At 65.8% G+C, this 17,224-nt stretch carries 12 protein-coding genes; 2 read left to right on the top strand and 10 right to left on the bottom strand.

Going from position 1 to position 17,224, the window contains the following annotated elements:
* On the top strand, positions 1–3,334 hold a 3,334-nt coding region (gene mfd, locus KDH83_RS07345), incomplete at its 5' end, for a transcription-repair coupling factor (RefSeq protein ID WP_212313978.1).
* 49 nt (positions 3,335–3,383) lie between these two features.
* A complete protein-coding gene (serB, locus tag KDH83_RS07340) occupies positions 3,384–4,241 on the top strand; it encodes a phosphoserine phosphatase SerB (RefSeq protein ID WP_212313976.1) in 858 nt (285 codons plus the stop codon).
* A gap of 106 nt (positions 4,242–4,347) precedes the next feature.
* Here the strand turns inward: serB and KDH83_RS07335 are convergent, their stop codons facing one another.
* The 10 genes from KDH83_RS07335 to nuoG all read right to left on the bottom strand — a co-directional run bounded on the left by KDH83_RS07335 (position 4,348) and on the right by nuoG (position 17,220).
* On the bottom strand, positions 4,348–6,618 hold the full coding sequence (locus tag KDH83_RS07335) for a TonB-dependent siderophore receptor (RefSeq protein ID WP_349291605.1): 2,271 nt from the start codon (positions 6,616–6,618) through the stop codon (positions 4,348–4,350).
* Between the two features lie 331 nt (positions 6,619–6,949).
* Positions 6,950–7,282, bottom strand: a complete 333-nt coding sequence (locus KDH83_RS07330; RefSeq protein ID WP_212313972.1) for a DUF2818 family protein — start codon at positions 7,280–7,282, stop codon at positions 6,950–6,952.
* Between the two features lie 13 nt (positions 7,283–7,295).
* A complete protein-coding gene (gene nuoN, locus KDH83_RS07325) occupies positions 7,296–8,783 on the bottom strand; it encodes an NADH-quinone oxidoreductase subunit NuoN (protein ID WP_212313970.1) in 1,488 nt (495 codons plus the stop codon).
* A 9-nt stretch (positions 8,784–8,792) separates the two neighbouring features.
* Positions 8,793–10,295 (bottom strand): NADH-quinone oxidoreductase subunit M, encoded by a 1,503-nt coding sequence (locus tag KDH83_RS07320; protein WP_212313968.1) that lies wholly within the window; start codon positions 10,293–10,295, stop codon positions 8,793–8,795.
* Complete coding sequence (gene nuoL / locus KDH83_RS07315) at positions 10,292–12,313, bottom strand: NADH-quinone oxidoreductase subunit L (protein WP_212313966.1); 2,022 nt, start codon at positions 12,311–12,313, stop codon at positions 10,292–10,294. Before nuoL ends, KDH83_RS07320 begins: the two co-directional genes overlap by 4 nt.
* Positions 12,314–12,330: 17 nt before the next feature.
* Positions 12,331–12,639, bottom strand: a complete 309-nt coding sequence (nuoK, locus tag KDH83_RS07310; protein ID WP_212313964.1) for an NADH-quinone oxidoreductase subunit NuoK — start codon at positions 12,637–12,639, stop codon at positions 12,331–12,333.
* Positions 12,636–13,292, bottom strand: coding sequence for an NADH-quinone oxidoreductase subunit J (locus KDH83_RS07305; protein WP_212313962.1), 657 nt, complete (start codon positions 13,290–13,292; stop codon positions 12,636–12,638). Before KDH83_RS07305 ends, nuoK begins: the two co-directional genes overlap by 4 nt.
* A gap of 17 nt (positions 13,293–13,309) precedes the next feature.
* Positions 13,310–13,798, bottom strand: a complete 489-nt coding sequence (gene nuoI, locus KDH83_RS07300; protein WP_103273066.1) for an NADH-quinone oxidoreductase subunit NuoI — start codon at positions 13,796–13,798, stop codon at positions 13,310–13,312.
* Positions 13,799–13,819: 21 nt separating this feature from the next.
* Positions 13,820–14,893, bottom strand: coding sequence for an NADH-quinone oxidoreductase subunit NuoH (gene nuoH, locus KDH83_RS07295; protein WP_212313960.1), 1,074 nt, complete (start codon positions 14,891–14,893; stop codon positions 13,820–13,822).
* The gene (gene nuoG / locus KDH83_RS07290) at positions 14,893–17,220 is read right to left on the bottom strand and encodes an NADH-quinone oxidoreductase subunit NuoG (protein WP_212313957.1); all 2,328 of its coding nucleotides are present in this window, start codon (positions 17,218–17,220) and stop codon (positions 14,893–14,895) included. The genes nuoH and nuoG overlap by 1 nt, the downstream gene beginning before the upstream one ends.
* Positions 17,221–17,224 lie beyond the last annotated feature (4 nt).

The raw sequence follows: 17,224 nt of genomic DNA, 5'->3' as shown, positions 1-17,224 counted from the left end.
GGCCGACCTGGCACGCCAGGCTGGCGGCCCGCTGGTCATCCTGACGGCCGAGCCGCTGGAGGCTCAGAGGCTGGCCGAGGAAATCCAGCTGTTCGCGCCCAACCTGTCGGTGCGCCAGCTGCCCGACTGGGAGACGCTGCCGTATGACGCCTTCTCGCCGCACCAGGATCTGATCTCCGAGCGCCTGCACACGCTGCACGCGCTGATGACGAAATCCGTGGACGTGCTGACCGTGCCGGTCACCACTGCCCTGTACCGTCTGGCGCCGCCCTCCTTCCTGGCCGCCTACACCTTCTCGTTCAAGCAGAAGGACCGGCTGGACGAGGCCGCGCTGCGCGCGCAGCTGACGCTGGCGAACTACAACCACGTCACCCAGGTCACCGCGCCCGGCGAGTTCTGTCTGCGCGGCGGGCTGATCGACCTGTTCCCGATGGGCTCGGTCCTGCCCTACCGGCTGGACCTGTTCGACGACGAGATCGAGACCATCCGCAGCTTCGACGTCGATACCCAGCGCAGCCTGTATCCGGTGGGCGAGGTGCGCCTGCTGCCGGGCCGCGAGTTCCCCATGGACGAGGACGCCCGCAACCGTTTCCGCGCGCGCTTTCGCGAGCTGTTCGAAGGCGACCCCTCGCGCGCCCTGCCCTACAAGGACATCGGCAACGGCATTCCCTTCGCCGGCGTCGAATACTACCTGCCGCTGTTCTTCGACGAGACCGCGACGCTGTTCGACTATCTGGCCGATGACACGGTCACCGTCACCGTGGGCGACATCGACGATGCCATGCAGCGCTTCGGCCAGGATACGGCCAGCCGGTACGGCTTTCTCAAGAGCGACCGCGAGCGCCCGGTGCTGCCGCCGTCGGCGCTGTTCCTGGACCCCGAGGCGCTGCACGGCAAGCTGAAGGATTTCCGCCGCCTGGCGCTCACCGCCGGCCAGCCGCATCCCGATTTCCGCGCCGCGCCCGACGTCAGCGTGGCGCGCCGCGCCGAGGATCCGGTCGCCAAGCTGCGCGCGCTGGTCCAGGGACGCCAGAACCGCCTGCTGCTGTGCGCCGATTCCGCCGGCCGCCGCGAGACGCTGGTGCAGATGCTCAACGAGTTCGGCGTCACTCCCGACGCCCAGCCCGACAGCATCGAGGCCTTCCTGTCCTCGGACGCGCATTTCGGCATCGCCGCCGCGCCGCTGTCCGCGGGCTTCGGCCTGCCCGGCGCCGGCCTGGCCTTCCTGACCGAGAACGATCTGTACCCCGGGCTGGCCACGACGGGACGGCGCGGCAAGCGCGACCAGGAGCGCGCCAGCAACGTCGAAGCCATGGTGCGCGACCTGTCCGAGCTGCGCGCCGGCGATCCGGTGGTGCACGCCCAGCACGGCATCGGCCGCTATCACGGCCTGGTCAACATGGACATGGGCGAAGGCGAGATGGAGTTCCTGCATCTCGAGTACGCCAACGGCAGCACGCTGTACGTGCCGGTGTCGCAGCTGCACGTGATCGCCCGCTACAGCGGCGCCGATCCCGAGGCCGCGCCGCTGCACCAGCTGGGCTCCGGCCAGTGGGACAAGGCCCGCCGCAAGGCCGCCAAGCAGGTGCGCGACACCGCCGCCGAGCTGCTGGCCCTGTACGCGCAGCGCGCCGCGCGCGAAGGTTATGCCTTCAAGCTGCCGCTCAACGACTACGAGGCCTTCGCCGAGGGCTTCGGTTTCGAGGAAACCGCCGACCAGGCCGCCGCCATCCAGGCGGTGATCGCCGACATGACCTCGGGCCGGCCCATGGACCGGCTGGTCTGCGGCGACGTGGGCTTCGGCAAGACCGAAGTGGCGCTGCGCGCCGCCTTCCTGGCCGTGGCCAACGGCAAGCAGGTCGCCCTGCTGTGCCCGACAACGCTGCTGGCCGAACAGCACGCCCAGACCTTCTCGGACCGCTTCGCCGACTGGCCGGTGCGCGTGGTGGAACTGTCGCGCTTCCGCTCGGCCAAGGAAGTCGCCACGGCCATCGAGGGCATCAACGACGGCCGCGTGGACATCGTCATCGGCACCCACAAGATCCTGTCCAAGGACGTGAAGTTCAAGCGCCTGGGCCTGGTCATCATCGACGAGGAACACCGCTTCGGCGTGCGCCAGAAGGAAGCACTGAAGGCGCTGCGCGCCGAAGTCGACGTGCTGACGCTGACTGCCACGCCGATCCCGCGCACGCTGGGCATGTCGCTGGAAGGGATCCGCGATTTCTCCGTGATCGCCACCGCGCCGCAGAAGCGCCTGGCCATCAAGACCTTCGTGCGGCGCGAGGACGGCAGCACGCTGCGCGAGGCGCTCTTGCGCGAACTCAAGCGCGGCGGCCAGTGCTACTTCCTGCACAACGAGGTCGAGACCATCCACAACCGCCGCGCGCGGCTGGAAGAGCTGGTGCCCGAGGCCCGCATCGCCGTGGCCCATGGCCAGATGCCCGAGCGCGAGCTGGAGCAGGTGATGAAGGGCTTCTACCAGCAGCGCTACAACGTGCTGTTGTGCACGACCATCATCGAGACCGGCATCGACGTGCCCAGCGCCAACACCATCGTGATCCACCGCGCCGACCGCTTCGGCCTGGCCCAGCTGCACCAGCTGCGCGGCCGCGTGGGCCGTTCGCACCACCAGGCCTACGCCTACCTGCTGACGCCCGGCGAAGACGCCATCACCAGCAATGCCAAGAAGCGCCTGGAAGCGATCCAGGCCATGGAAGAGCTGGGCTCGGGCTTCTACCTGGCCATGCACGACCTGGAGATCCGCGGCACCGGCGAGGTGCTGGGCGATTCGCAGTCCGGCAACATCCAGGAAGTGGGCTTCTCCATGTACAACGAGATGCTCAACGAGGCCGTGCGCGCGCTGCGCGCGGGCGAGGAACCCGACCTGGACGCGCCCTTCAACCTGGCCTGCGAGGTCAACCTGCATGCGCCCGCCCTGCTGCCCTCGGACTATTGCGCCGACGTGCACGCGCGCCTGGCCATCTACAAGCGCCTGGCGCACGCGGCCGATGAAGACGACCTGATCCAGATCCAGGAAGAGCTGATCGACCGCTTCGGCAAACTGCCGGAAGCGGCACAGACCCTGCTGACCACGCACCGCCTGCGGCTGGCGGCGCAGCCGCTGGGTATCGTCAAGATCGATGCCAGCGAGACGCAGGCGCTGCTGCAGTTCGGCCCCAAGACGCCGGTGGATCCCGCCCGCATCATCGAGCTGGTCCAGCGCCAGCGCCACATCAAGCTGGCCGGCCAGGACAAGCTGCGCGTCGAGATCAAGGCGCAGCAGATCCCGGCGCGCGCCGATGCCGTGCGTGCGGTGCTGCGCGCGCTGAAGTAAGCTGCCGCTACGCCGCGCGCAGACGCCACCGATCCTTATTCGCAAACTTATGACTACTCATCACCTCGTCGTCCAATCCCCGGCCCTGACCGTCGACCAAGCGGAGCAGCTGGCCGCGCTGGCCCAGGCCCAGGGCGTGGCACGCATCAGCGCCACCGCCGCCCGCCTGCTCGACGTGCAGCACGACGACGCCACCCGCGCCGAGGTCCGCGCCTGGGGGGAAAGCAAGGGCATCGATACCGCCTTCCTGCCCGCCGGCCTGAAGCTGTCCAGCTGCAAGGTGCTGGCCATGGACATGGACTCCACGCTGATCAATATCGAGTGCATCGACGAGATCGCCGGCGTGGCGGGCGTCAAGGACAAGGTGTCGGAGATCACCGAGGCCGCCATGCGCGGCGAGATCAAGGACTTCTCCGAAAGCCTGCGCCGCCGCGTCGCCCTGCTCAAGGGCGTGCCGGCCGATGCGCTGGAACAGGTCTACGCGGAAAAGCTGCGCCTGAATCCGGGCGCCGAGCGGCTGATCAGCACGGCCCAGGCCGCCGGCATCAAGGTGCTGCTGGTGTCCGGCGGCTTCACCTTCTTCACCGACCGGCTGCGTGAACGCCTGAAACTGGACAGCGCGCACGCCAACACGCTGGAGATCGACAACGGCGTGCTGACCGGCCGCGTGCTGGGCGACATCCTGGACGCCGACGCCAAGGCCGTCTACCTGCGCGAGTTCGCGCGCCAGCACGACGCCACCAAGGAACAGACCATCGCCATGGGCGACGGCGCCAATGACCTGAAGATGCTGGGCGCGGCCGGCTTCCCGGTGGCCTATCACGCCAAGCCGCTGGTGCGCGAGCAGACGCGCTATGCGCTGAACGTGTCGGGGCTGGATGGGGTGTTGAACTGGTTCGAGAGCTGACACGGGACGCAGCCGTCCACGCCGCCAGCTTGCGCGGCTTGTTCCGAATGCCGCAAAGCAAAAAGCCACCTTCCGGTGGCTTTTTGCTTGCCAGGACAAGCCCGGATCAGTAGCGCATGTTGACGCTCAGGATCGCCGAGCGGCCCGGCGCGACGCTGACGTAGTGCGCGGCGTAGGCCTTGTCGTAGTACGTCTTGTCGAACAGGTTGAACACGTTCAGCTGCATGTTCCAGTTTTTGTTGAAGCGGTAGCCGGCCATCGCGTCGAAGCGCCAGTACGACGGGATGTACGCCGTGTTGGCCGTGTTGCCGTACTGCTTGTCCACATAGTAGGCGCCGCCGCCGACCGTGAAGTCCGGCGTTACCGCGTAGGTGCTCCAGATGTTGAAGGCGTTGCGCGGCGTGTTGGGGAAGTCGTTGCCCTTGTCCGTGGCGACGCCGTCGTCCTTGATCTTGCTCTTCAGGAAGGTGTAGCCGCCGAAGACCTGCCAGGCCGGCGTGATGCTGCCCGAGAAGCCGAGCTCGAAGCCGTCGACCTGCTTCTTGCCGGCCATCGCGTAGGTGTTGTCCGGCAGGGTCAGGCGCGCATTGGTGGTTTCGGTGCGGAATATCGCGGCCGTCAGCGTCATGCGGCGATCCAGCACTTCCCACTTGGTGCCGAGTTCGTAGGTCTTGTTCTTTTCGGGAGCCATGTCGGCCGCGTTCGCGCCAGCGCCGCCGCGTCCAGGAGCCAGGCCATTGCCGGCGCCTTCGCCCGAGTCGCTGTTCGACGGCGTGGACGAGGTGGCATACGACACGTAGATGCTGCCATTGTCCGCCGGCTTGTACACCAGGCCCATCTGGTAGTTCCACAGCGTGTCATTGCGCTTGATCACGGTGTAGTTGTTGGCGGGCGTGTTGGTGAACTTGGTCTCGTAGCGATCCAGGCGCAGGCCGCCGTTCACCAGCCACTGCGGCGACAGTTCCACCGTGTCGAACGCATACAGCGACTTCGAAATCGTGCGCGAACGGGTCGGCTGGCCCACGCGTTCGCCATCCAGCGTATTGACCCAGGCATCATGCGGATCGGGATCGTACAGGCTGGTGCAGTTGTAGCCGGAGGCGGCGCCCAAGGCATTGCAGGCATTGGTCTTACCCGGCGTGCCCGAACCTCGATTCACGGCGATCGAATCCTTCTTGCCCTCTTCCTTCGACACTTCCAGGCCGACGTTGAAGCTGTGCTTGAGCGAGCCGGTGTCGAACTTGCCCACCAGCTCGGTCTGGTTGGCCAGGCTGTCGACGCGGCTGTCGCGGGTGTTGGCGCGGCGCCAGACGCGGCCGTTCAGCACGTTGCCCTGGCTGTCGTCCGGCTGGGTCCACACGTACTTCTGCGTGGAGTAGGTGTAGCGCGTCATGTTGCGCAGGGTAAGGCGATCCGAGAAATCGTGCTCGACGCCGATCGTGGCCATGTCGGACGTGGTCTTGCGGTAGTCGCTGGCCAGGCCGTAGAAGTTCTTGCGGTTGACATCGGCCGGGCCGGTCTGGCTCACGCCCATGTAGCTGCCGTCGCGCTTGACCTTGGTGCTGGGATAGGCGTACGGAATGCCGCTATCCGGCAGGTCGTCCGTCTGCATGTGGTAGTAGCTCAGGGTCACGCGCGTCGGCGAGTTCAGGCCGAACGTGATCGTGGGCGCCACGCCCCAGCGGCTGTTGTTGACCATGTCGCGGCCGGCCACATCCGCATCGTGATACATGGCGTTCAGGCGGAACGCCGTCTTCTCGCCCAGCTGCCAGTTGCTGTCTATGGTGCCGCGATAGTAGCTGTCGGTACCGATGCCCAGGCTGGCGGCGGTGAAGTTTTCCGCCTTGGCCGTCTTGCTGATCAGGTTGACGCTGCCGCCGGCGCCGCCACGGCCACCGAAGGCGCCGTCCGAGCCCTTGACCACTTCGACCTGCTCCAGGTTGAAGACTTCGCGTGAGGTGGCGCCGATGTCGCGCATGCCATCCACGTAGGTGCTGGCCTGGGCGTCATAGCCGCGGATGATCGGCCGGTCGCCCAGCGGATTGCCGCCTTCGCCCGCGCCGAAGGTGATGCCGGGCGAGTTGCGCAGCACGTCGGTCAGCGAGGACGCCGCCTGGTTCTGGATGACTTCCTGGGGAATCACCTGCACCGACTTGGGCGTGTCCAGCAGCGGCGCGGTGAACTTCTTGGAACCCGATTCCTTGACGTCATAGGGTGTATAGGCTTCGCCTTGCACCTGTACAGGCGCCAGCTGCGTCGCGCCCTGGCCCGAGGGCTGCGCGTGCGCGCCGGCCGTCAGGAACAACGCGGGGGTCGCCAGCACTGCCGCCAGCGAGCCGCTGAGCGAAGTGACGGCAAAGGAGTCTTCGGGCTTCACAAGGCTTCTCCAGAATATGAATAACAACGATTCTTGTTTTTCGATGGGTTGCGATTGTGAACCCGCAAGCTGAACACATCCTGAAAATTCAATGTTCGCCGTCATGCCAGACGAAAAAACAACACGAGTTAGCGGCTTTTCGCCATATATAGAAGCTTATGACGCATCCTCGCTCATCCTTTCGTAGCCATCCTTTCCTGACGAAAACTTGAACACCAAGAAACGCCATTCCCGTCGCCATAGGCGGCGTTGCGATGGCAGGCACTCATGGATCCTGACCAAAACAAAAAAACGCCCTGCAGGGCGTTTTTTGTCGACGGGAGCCGGACTCTTACTGGCTGCGCAGCCTGGGATGCCGCTTGAACAGATACCGGTACACAAACCCCGGATAAGCCAGCACCAGGAACAGGCTCAGCGTGATGGCGTAGAACTCCCAGGTCTGGGCAAAGCGGTTGCCCAGCGTGGACTCGAAGGCAAAGCCCAGCGCGCCCACGACCAGGTAGAACACCAGCACTTCGACCAGGCGCAGCCAGAACGGCTTGACCGCCGCCTGCCCCGCCTGCTTCCAGGGCAGCACGGCGAACACGCGCTCCGTCAGGAAGGGCAGGTTCGCGCTGACCAGGGCCAGCGCGATCAGGAGCCATACAGCCAGGGTCTGGTTCATCCGGTCCGTCCGCTTACAGCAGGTTCAGCGAGCTGCGGATGGCCTGGACGCTCAGCGCCATCAGGCCGCCGGGCAGGATGCCCAGCACCAGGATCAACAGGCCGTTCACCGACAGCACCGCGCGTTGGCCGGCGGAGGCGACCATCGGGGCGGCGTCGGCCGCCGGCTCGTCGAAGTACACGACCTTGACCACGCGCAGGTAGTAGAACGCGCCGATCAGCGAGAACACCACGGCGATCACGGCCAGCGTGACGTGGCCCGCGCCCACCAGCGCCTGCAGCACGGCCAGCTTGGCGTAGAAGCCCACCAGCGGCGGGATGCCGGCCAGCGAGAACATCAGCAGCAGCACGATGGCGGCATGCCACGGGCTGCGGCGGTTCAGGCCCTTCAGGTCATCGATGTGCTCGCACTCGAAACCCTGGCGCGACAGCAGCAGCACGATGCCGAAGCTGGCCAGCGTGGTCAGCACGTAGGTCAGCATGTAGAACAGCGAGGCGCCATAGGCGGCGGCCGACGCGTCCGGCTTGCCGGCGACCGTGCCCGACATCAGGCCCAGCAGCACGAAGCCCATGTGCGAGATGGTCGAGTAGGCCAGCATGCGCTTGAAGTTGGTCTGCGCGATGGCGGTCAGGTTGCCGATGGCCAGCGACAGCACGGCCAGGATCATCAGCATCGGCTGCCAGTCGGCGGCCAGGCCATGCAGGCCGTCGACCAGCAGGCGCAGCGTGATCGCGAAGGCGGCCAGCTTGGGCGCGCCGCCCAGGATCAGCGTGACGGCCGTGGGCGAACCCTGGTAGACGTCCGGCACCCACATGTGGAACGGCACGGCGCCCAGCTTGAAGGCCAGGCCCGACACCAGGAACACGATGCCGAACACCAGCGCCATCTTCTCAGCCTTGCCGGCGGCGATGACCTTGGCGACTTCGGCCAGGTCCAGGTGGCCGGTGGCGCCGTAGACCATGGACATGCCGTACAGCAGGAAGCCCGAGGCCAGCGCGCCCAGCACGAAGTACTTCATGGCGGCTTCGGTGGCGACGACGTTGTCGCGGCGCAGCGCGATCAGCGCATACAGGGCCAGCGACATCAGTTCCAGGCCGAGGTAGATGGAGATCAGGTTCCCGGAGGAAATCATGACCATCTGGCCCAGCAGCGCGAACAGCGTCAGGACGTAGAGCTCACCGCCCTTGAGCATGTCGCGGACCTGGGCGTAGACGCGGCCATAGACCAGCGTGACAGCCACGGCCACGTAGGACGCGATCTTCAGCAGATGCGACAGTTCGTCGGTGACGTACAGGCCGTTGAAGGTCTTGCCCTTGACGCCGGCGTTCCATTGCATGACGGACACGACGGTCAGCACGCCCAGCGCCAGCATGGTCAGCCAGAACGTCGGCTTGCGCTCGGGGTGATTGCTCACCGCGTCGACGAGCAGGATGGCCAGGCCGAAAACCAGCAGCAGGATTTCCGGTGTCGCCAGGGCGAAATCGATTTGGGATTGCATCATTGTCTAGTCTTACAGTTTCGAGACGCCAACGTGTTGCAGCAGGGCCTCGACCGACACGTGCATCACGTCGGTAAAGGGCTTGGGATAGATCCCCATGTACAACACGGCGATCGCCATCACGCCAAGAATCAGGAATTCGCGACGGTTGATATCGGTCAGCTCACGCACGTGGTCGTTGGCGATGTCGCCCAGCACCACGCGCTTGACCATCCACAGCGAGTACGAGGCGCCCAGGATCAGGGCGGTGGCCGCCAGCAGGCCGATCCAGAAGTTGTGCTCGACCGCGCCCATGATCACCAGGAACTCGCCGACGAAACCGCTGGTGGCCGGCAGGCCGCTGTTGGCCATCGAGAACAGGATGAAGAACGTGGCGAAGCGCGGCATCACGTTGGCCACGCCGCCGTAGTCGGCGATGCGGCGCGAGTGCATGCGGTCGTACAGCACGCCAATACACATGAACATGGCGCCCGAGACAAAGCCGTGCGAGATCATCTGCACGATGGCGCCTTCGATGCCGGCCGTGTTGAAGATGAAGAAGCCCAGCGTCACGAAGCCCATGTGGGCCACCGATGAATAGGCCACCAGCTTCTTCATGTCGTCCTGGACGATGGCGACCAGGCCGATGTAGATCACGGCGATCAGCGACAGCGCGATCATCAGGCCGGACAGGCTGTGCGAGGCGTCGGGGGCGATCGGCAGCGAGAAGCGCAGGAAACCGTAGGCGCCCAGCTTCAGCATGATCGCGGCCAGCACGATGGAGCCGCCCGTGGGCGCCTCGACGTGGGCGTCCGGCAGCCAGGTGTGCACCGGCCACATCGGCACCTTGACGGCGAAGGCCGCCAGCAGCGCCACGAAGATCAGGATCTGCGGCGTGTGGCCGAGCTTGAGCTGGTGCCAGGACAGGATGTCGAACGAGCCGCCCGAGGCGTTCCACAGGTAGATGAAGGCCACCAGCGTCAGCAGCGAGCCCATCAGCGTGTAGAGGAAGAACTTGAAAGCCGCGTAGACCCGGTTCGCCCCGCCCCACACGCCCACGATGATGTACATCGGGATCAGCGTGGCTTCGAAGAACACGTAGAACAGCATGCCGTCCAGCGCCGCGAACACGCCCACCATCAGACCCGACAGGATCAGGAAGGCGGCCATGTACTGCGCCACGCGGCTGGTGATGACTTCCCAGCCCGCCAGCACCACGATGATGGTGATGAAGGCCGTCAGCAGCACGAACCACAGCGAAATGCCGTCCACGCCCAGGTGGTAGTTGACGTTGAAGGCTTCGATCCAGGACGTCTTCTCGACGAACTGCATCGCGGCCGTCTTGGTGTTGAAACCGGTGTACAGCGGAATGGTGACGAGGAAGCCCGCGATCGAACCGATCAGCGACAGCCCGCGGGTGAGCCCGGGACGGTCGTCACGGCCCACCGCCAGCACCAGCAGGCCGAATACGATCGGTACGAAGATCGCAAGCGTGAGCCAGGGGAAAGTGTTGGATGCCATCTCGCTTGCCATCATTGGGGAATCAGCACAAAGAAAGTCACCAGCGCCATGATGCCGATGATCATCGCGAACGCGTAGTGATAGATGAAGCCGGACTGCAGGTGGCGGCTGATCGCGGACACCCAGCCCACGACGCGGGCGCTGCCGTTGACCAGCAGGCCGTCGATCAGGCCGCGGTCACCGGTCTGCCACAGGCCACGGCCCAGGCAGCGCGCGCCGCGCGCGATGATCTGCTCGTTGATCCAGTCCACGAAGTACTTGTTCTCGAGGATCTTGTTCACGCCCGACAGGCTGGACTTGATCGCGGCCGGAACCTTCGGGTTGATCAAGTAGCAGTACCAGGCGATGACGGCGCCAGCCACGACCAGCCAGAACGGCAGGGTCTGGAAGGCGTGCATGCCGAAGGCGACCCAGCCGTGCCACTCTTCATGCAGCTCGTGCATGGCAGGATGCTGCGGCAGGACCTTGATCACGCCGTCGAAGAACTTGCCGAACAGCATGGGATCCACGGCCCAGGCGCCGACCAGCACCGAGGGGATCGCCAGCAGCAGCAGCGGCAGGGTCACGACCCAGGGCGACTCATGCGGCGTGCCGCCATGATGGCCGTGGTCGTCGTGGCCATGATCGTCGTGGCCGTGGCCATGACCGTGGCCGCTGGTGTCGAAGCGTTCCTTGCCGTGGAAGACCAGGAAGTACACGCGGAACGAGTACAGCGAGGTCACGAACACGCCGATCAGCGTCGCGTAGTACGCGAAGCTCGCGCCCCAGACGTTGGCGGCGCCGGCCGCTTCGATGATGTGTTCCTTCGAGTAGAAGCCCGAGAAGAACGGCGTGCCGACCAGGGCCAGCGTGCCCAGCAGGAAGGTGATCCAGGTGATGGGCATGTACTTGCGCAGGCCACCCATGTTGCGGATGTCCTGGTCGTGGTGCATGCCGATGATGACCGAGCCCGCGCCCAGGAACAGCAGCGCCTTGAAGAAGGCATGGGTCATCAGGTGGAAGATCGCCACCGAGTAGGCCGAGGCGCCCAGCGCCACGGTCATGTAGCCCAGCTGCGACAGCGTGGAGTACGCGACCACGCGCTTGATGTCATTCTGGATGATGCCCAGGATGCCCAGGAACAGCGCGCCGATGGCGCCGATCACGATGATGAAGGACAGCGCAACGTCGGACAGCTCGAACAGCGGCGAAAAGCGCGCGACCATGAAGATGCCGGCCGTCACCATGGTGGCGGCGTGGATCAGCGCGGAGATCGGGGTCGGGCCTTCCATCGAGTCAGGCAGCCAGGCGTGCAGCGGAACCTGGGCCGACTTGCCCATGGCGCCGATGAACAGGCAGATGCAGGCCACGGTCAGCAGCATCCAGTCCGAGCCGGGCAGCGTCAGCTTGGCCAGCTTGTCGGCCTGGGCGAAGACTTCGCCGTAGTGCATGGTGCCGGCGTAGGCGAACAGCAGGCCGATGCCCAGCACGAAGCCGAAGTCGCCGACGCGGTTGATCAGGAACGCCTTCATGTTGGCGAAGATCGCCGTGGGACGGGTGTACCAGAAGCCGATCAGCAGGTACGACACCAGGCCCACCGCTTCCCAGCCGAAGAACAGCTGCACCATGTTGTTCGACATCACCAGCATCAGCATGGAGAACGTGAACAGCGAGATGTACGAGAAGAAGCGCTGGTAGCCGGGATCGTCGGCCATGTAGCCGATGGTGTAGATGTGCACCATCAGCGAGACCGAGGTCACCACGACCATCATCATGGCCGACAGCGGATCGATCAGGAAGCCGATTTCCAGCTTGGTCTGGCCGATCAGGCTCCAGGTGTAGACCGGGCCGTCGAAGCGCAGGCCGTTGAGCACGTCGCCCAGCACCACCACCGAACCGATGGCGGAGATGAGCACGCCCAGGATGGTGATGATGTGCGAGGCGCGGCGTCCGATCGGCCGGCCAAGAAAGCCGGTGCCGAACAGGCCCGCGAGGATTGCCCCGGCCAGCGGCGCCAGCGCGATGAGCAGGTAGAGATTGGGTGAGCTAGACATATTCTTCCAATACCCCGTCAGCCCTTCAGGCGATCGAGTTCGTCAACGTTGATCGTGTTCAGGTTGCGGAACAGCAGCACCAGGATGGCCAGGCCGATCGCCGCCTCGGCGGCGGCCACGGTCAGGATGAAGAACACGAACACCTGGCCGGCGGCATCGCCGAACCAGCTGGAAAACGCCACGAAGTTCATGTTGACGGCCAGGAGCACCAGCTCGATGGACATCAGCAGGATGATGAGGTTGCGGCGGTTCAGGAAGATGCCGAAGATGCCGATGGCGAACAGGATCGCCCCGAGGATCAGGGAGTGGGCCAGCGGCAGCGTCATTGTTTTTCTCCTTGCGGCGCGGCAGCGTCGGCCTGCGTGCCGTTCTGCTTGGCCTGGGCGCGCTCGCTCTGGGCGGGCATGCTCACCAGGCGGAAGCGGTCCTTGGCGCGCACCCGGACGGCGGCGACGGGGTCGTTGTACTTGACGTCGCGGCGGCGGCGCAGGGTCAGCGCGATGGCGGCGACCATGCCGACCAGCAGCAGCGCGGCGCCGACTTCAATGGCGTAGACGTACTGCGTGTACATCAGCTCGCCGAGCGCACGGGCGTTGTTGTAGTCGCCGGCGACCGGGGCTTGCGGGCCCGCGCCGTACCAGGTCGAACCCAGCACGAAGGCCATCTCGACGACCATGACCAGGCCGATGACCAGGCCCAGCGGCAGGTAGGTCTTCAGGCCGCCGCGCAGGGCGTCGATGCGGATGTCCAGCATCATGACCACGAAGAGGAAGAGCACCATCACGGCGCCCACGTACACCAGCACCAGCAGCAGCGCCAGGAACTCGGCGCCCAGCAGCATCCACAGCATCGCCGCGTTGGCGAAGGCCAGGATCAGGTGCATGACGGCGGTGACCGGGCTGCGCGCGGTGATCACGCGGAACGCCGCGATCACCAGCACGGCGGCCAGCAGGTAGAAAAGGACAGTGGTAAAAGTCATGGATCAGGACCCTGGGCTCAGCGGTAGGGAGCGTCTTCGGCCCGGCGGCGGGCGATGTCGGCTTCGTAGCGGTCGCCCACGGCGAGCAGCATGTCTTTGGTGAAGTACAGGTCGCCGCGCTTCTCACCGTGGTATTCGTGGATGTGCGTTTCCACGATCGAATCCACGGGGCAGCTTTCCTCACAGAAGCCGCAGAAAATGCACTTCGTCAGGTCGATGTCGTAGCGCGTGGTGCGGCGGGTGCCGTCCTCGCGCTGGTCCGATTCGATGGTGATGGCCATCGCCGGGCACACCGCTTCGCACAGCTTGCAGGCGATGCAGCGCTCTTCGCCGTTGGGATAACGGCGCAGCGCGTGCAGGCCACGGAAACGCGCCGACATCGGCGTCTTTTCCTGGGGGTAGCGCAAGGTGACCTTGCGCTTGAAGAAATACTTGCCCGTCAGGCGCATGCCCTTGAGCAATTCGGTCAGCATCAGGCTGCCGAAGAAATCCTTGATCGCTTCCATATCGTGCCTCTGCCTGGCGGCTTAGCGCCAAATATTCCAGGGCGTCTGCATCCAGATCGCCACAACGACCAGCCACACGCCGGTCAGCGGGATGAAGATCTTCCAACCCAAACGCATGATCTGGTCATAGCGGTAACGCGGGAACGACGCGCGGAACCAGATGAACAACGAGACCACAACGAACGTCTTCAGGCCAAGCCAGATCCAACCCGGGACCCAGGTCAGCGGGGCGATTTCGATCGGAGCGGTCCAGCCGCCCAGGAACATGATCGAAGCCATGCAGGACAGCAGGATCATGTTGGCGTATTCGCCCAGGAAGAACAGCGCGAAGGCCATGCCCGAGTATTCGACCATGTGGCCGGCCACGATTTCCGATTCGCCTTCGACCACGTCGAACGGGTGGCGGTTGGTTTCAGCCACGGCCGAGATCACGTAGATCACGAACAGCGGCAGCAGCGGCAGCCAGTTCCAGGACATGAAGTTCAGGCCCTTGTCGGCGAACCAGCCGCGGGTCTGGCCCAGCACGATCTCGGACATGTTCAGGCTGCCCGACACCAGCAGCACGGTGACCAGCACGAAACCGATGGCCAGCTCGTACGACACCATCTGCGCCGAGGCGCGCAGCGCGCCCAGGAAGGCGTACTTGGAGTTCGAGGCCCAGCCGGCCACGATCACGCCGTACACGCCGATGGACGTGATGGCCATGACGTACAGCAGGCCGGCGTTGACGTTGGCCAGCACCACGTCGGGGCCGAAGGGCACCACGGCCCAGGCCGCCAGCGCGGGCATCAGGGTGACGACCGGCGCCACCACGAACAGCACCTTGTTGGCTTCGCTGGGGACCACGACTTCCTTGGTCAGCAGCTTGAACACGTCGGCGAAGGGCTGCAGCAGCCCCTTGAAGCCCACGCGGTTCGGTCCCATGCGGACGTGCATGGCGCCGATCATCTTGCGTTCCCAGTACGTCAGGTACGCGACGCACAGGATGATGGGCACTGCGATCACGACGATCTTGATGAGCGTCCACAGAACCAGCCAGACCGTCGGGCCGAGCAGCGCCTGGCCCTGGCTCTGGAGAACATTAAGCCATTCCATCAGGCACGCTCCACGCTGATTTGACCGAATGCGCCACCCAGGGCCACGGTGCTTTCAAAGGCTGCGGAGATGCGCAGGGCGCGATCGGCCACGGCATCATCCTGCACGGTTTCGAGTTCGACGGCGCCCTGCCCGCCCGTCACGCGCACCTTGACGCCGGCCGTCAGGCCGAGGCTGGTGAGCGTGCGGCCGTTCATGCGCGCGGCGGGCTTCTTCGAAGCCGGCGCGGCCTGCAGCGGCTCGGAACGGCGCACCATGGCGTCGCTGCGATAGATCGGCACGTCGGCCACGCGCTCCAGGCCGCCCAGGACCTGGCCCAGGCCCGGCTGGGCCTTGATGGCGTTGGACAGGCGATTTTCCACGCCACCGGCCAGCACGGCGTCGCGCACGGACTCGGAGGTCTCGTCGTCGAAGCCGGCCAGATGCAGGACATTGCCCAGCACGCGCAGGACCTTCCAGCCCGGACGGGTCTGGCCGAACGGCGAGACCGTGCCCTTGAAGCTTTGCGGCAGGCCCTGGGCATTGACGTAGGTGCCCGAGGTTTCGGTGAACGGCGACACGGGCAGCATGACATCGGCCCAGTCGGCGGCAGCCGAGCGGTACGGGGTCAGCGCCACGGCGAACTGCGCGCCGCGCAGCGCGGCCACGGCCTGGGCGCCGTTGTCGGCGTCCAGCAGCGGCTCGGCGTGCAGCACGACGTAGGCCTTCAGCGGCTCGGCCAGCATGGCGGCGGCGTTCTTGCCGCCCTGCCCCGGCACGGCGCCGGCCAGGTAACCGCCGACGGTGTTGCCGCCGGAGGTCAGGAAGCCGAACTTGCCGCCGGCCAGCGCGGCCACGGCCTGGCCGTTGGCGGCCAGGGTCGAGGCCTGGGCGCTGGCCACGGCCAGGTTGCCCATCAGCACGGCGGTGTTGGAACCCGAGGCCAGGCTGGCGGCGATGATCTTGGCTTGTTCACCCGGCGTGACCGAAGCGAACTCGGCCGGCACGGCCTGTTCCTTGGCCTGGGCCAGCGCGACGGCCACTTCGGCCAGCGCGCGCGCCAGCTCGGAGGGCGCCACGGTGACGCGGCCGGCGACCGGCATCAGCGGATCGTCGGCGGCGCTGTCGACCAGCAGGATCTGCGTGCCGCGCTTGGCGGCCTGGCGCAGGCGCTGGGCCATCAGCGGATGGTCCTTGCGCAGGAACGAACCGACCACCAGCACGCGGTCCAGGTTGTCCAGCTCGGCGATGGGCATGCCCAGCCACGGCGCGCCCGACAGGGCGGCGTCGAAGGACGCGTCGGTCTGGCGCAGGCGGAAGTCGATGTTCTCGGAACCCAGCGCGCGGACCAGGCGGCCCAGCAGCGCGTATTCCTCGAGCGTGGCGTACTCGGACGCCAGCGCGCCGATCTGGCCGGCGCCAAAGCTGTCGCGCACCCGCGACAGGCCTTGGGCCACGGCCTGAAGCGCGTCGGCCCAGGAGGCTTCCTGCCACTTGCCGTCGGCGCCCTTGATCATGGGCGCGGACAGGCGGTCTTCGCTGTTCAGGCCTTCATACGAGAAGCGGTCGCGGTCGCTGATCCAGCATTCGTTGACGGCTTCGTCTTCGAACGGCACCACGCGCATGACGCGGTCGCCCTTGACCTGGATGACCAGGTTGGCGCCCAGGCTGTCGTGCGGGCTGACCGAGCGGCGGCGGGCCAGCTCCCAGGTGCGCGCGCTGTAGCGGAAGGGCTTGGAGGTCAGCGCGCCCACCGGACAGATGTCGATCATGTTGCCCGACAGCTCGGACTCGATCGAGCGGCCGACGAAGGACGTGATCTCGGAGTGTTCGCCACGGCCGAGCATGCCCAGCTCCATGACGCCGGCGATTTCCTGGCCGAAGCGCACGCAGCGGGTGCAGTGGATGCAGCGGCTCATTTCCTCGGCCGACACCAGCGGGCCCAGGTCCTTGTGGAACACCACGCGCTTCTCTTCCTGGTAACGCGAGGAAGAGCCGCCGTAGCCCACGGCCAGATCCTGCAGCTGGCACTCGCCGCCCTGATCGCAGATCGGGCAATCCAGCGGGTGATTGATCAGCAGGAATTCCATCACCGACTGCTGAGCGGCGCGAGCCTTCTCGGAGCAGGTGTGCACGACCATGCCGTTGGTAACGGGGGTGGCGCAGGCGGGCAGCGCCTTGGGCGCCTTTTCCACTTCAACCAGGCACATGCGGCAGTTGGCCGCGATGGACAGTTTCTTGTGGTAGCAGAAATGCGGCACGTAAAGCCCGATCTTCTGGGCCGCATGCATCACCATGCTGCCTTCGGGCACTTCGACCTTATTGCCGTCGACGGTTAGTTCAACCATTGCT

Origin of the sequence: Achromobacter sp. Marseille-Q0513, assembly GCF_018195695.1 — a bacterium.
GTDB lineage: Bacteria > Pseudomonadota > Gammaproteobacteria > Burkholderiales > Burkholderiaceae_B > Achromobacter.
Note: the sequence above shows the minus strand (reverse complement) of the source record. Positions and strands in the feature narration are given on the sequence as shown.

Coding starts and splice junctions, on each gene's coding strand:
- serB (WP_212313976.1), top strand. CDS start 3,384: ATGACTACTCATCACCTCGTCGTCCAATCCCCGGCCCTGACCGTCGAC.
- KDH83_RS07330 (WP_212313972.1), bottom strand. CDS start 7,282: ATGAACCAGACCCTGGCTGTATGGCTCCTGATCGCGCTGGCCCTGGTC.
- nuoN (WP_212313970.1), bottom strand. CDS start 8,783: ATGATGCAATCCCAAATCGATTTCGCCCTGGCGACACCGGAAATCCTG.
- KDH83_RS07320 (WP_212313968.1), bottom strand. CDS start 10,295: ATGATGGCAAGCGAGATGGCATCCAACACTTTCCCCTGGCTCACGCTT.
- nuoL (WP_212313966.1), bottom strand. CDS start 12,313: ATGTCTAGCTCACCCAATCTCTACCTGCTCATCGCGCTGGCGCCGCTG.
- nuoK (WP_212313964.1), bottom strand. CDS start 12,639: ATGACGCTGCCGCTGGCCCACTCCCTGATCCTCGGGGCGATCCTGTTC.
- KDH83_RS07305 (WP_212313962.1), bottom strand. CDS start 13,292: ATGACTTTTACCACTGTCCTTTTCTACCTGCTGGCCGCCGTGCTGGTG.
- nuoI (WP_103273066.1), bottom strand. CDS start 13,798: ATGGAAGCGATCAAGGATTTCTTCGGCAGCCTGATGCTGACCGAATTG.
- nuoH (WP_212313960.1), bottom strand. CDS start 14,893: ATGGAATGGCTTAATGTTCTCCAGAGCCAGGGCCAGGCGCTGCTCGGC.
- nuoG (WP_212313957.1), bottom strand. CDS start 17,220: ATGGTTGAACTAACCGTCGACGGCAATAAGGTCGAAGTGCCCGAAGGC.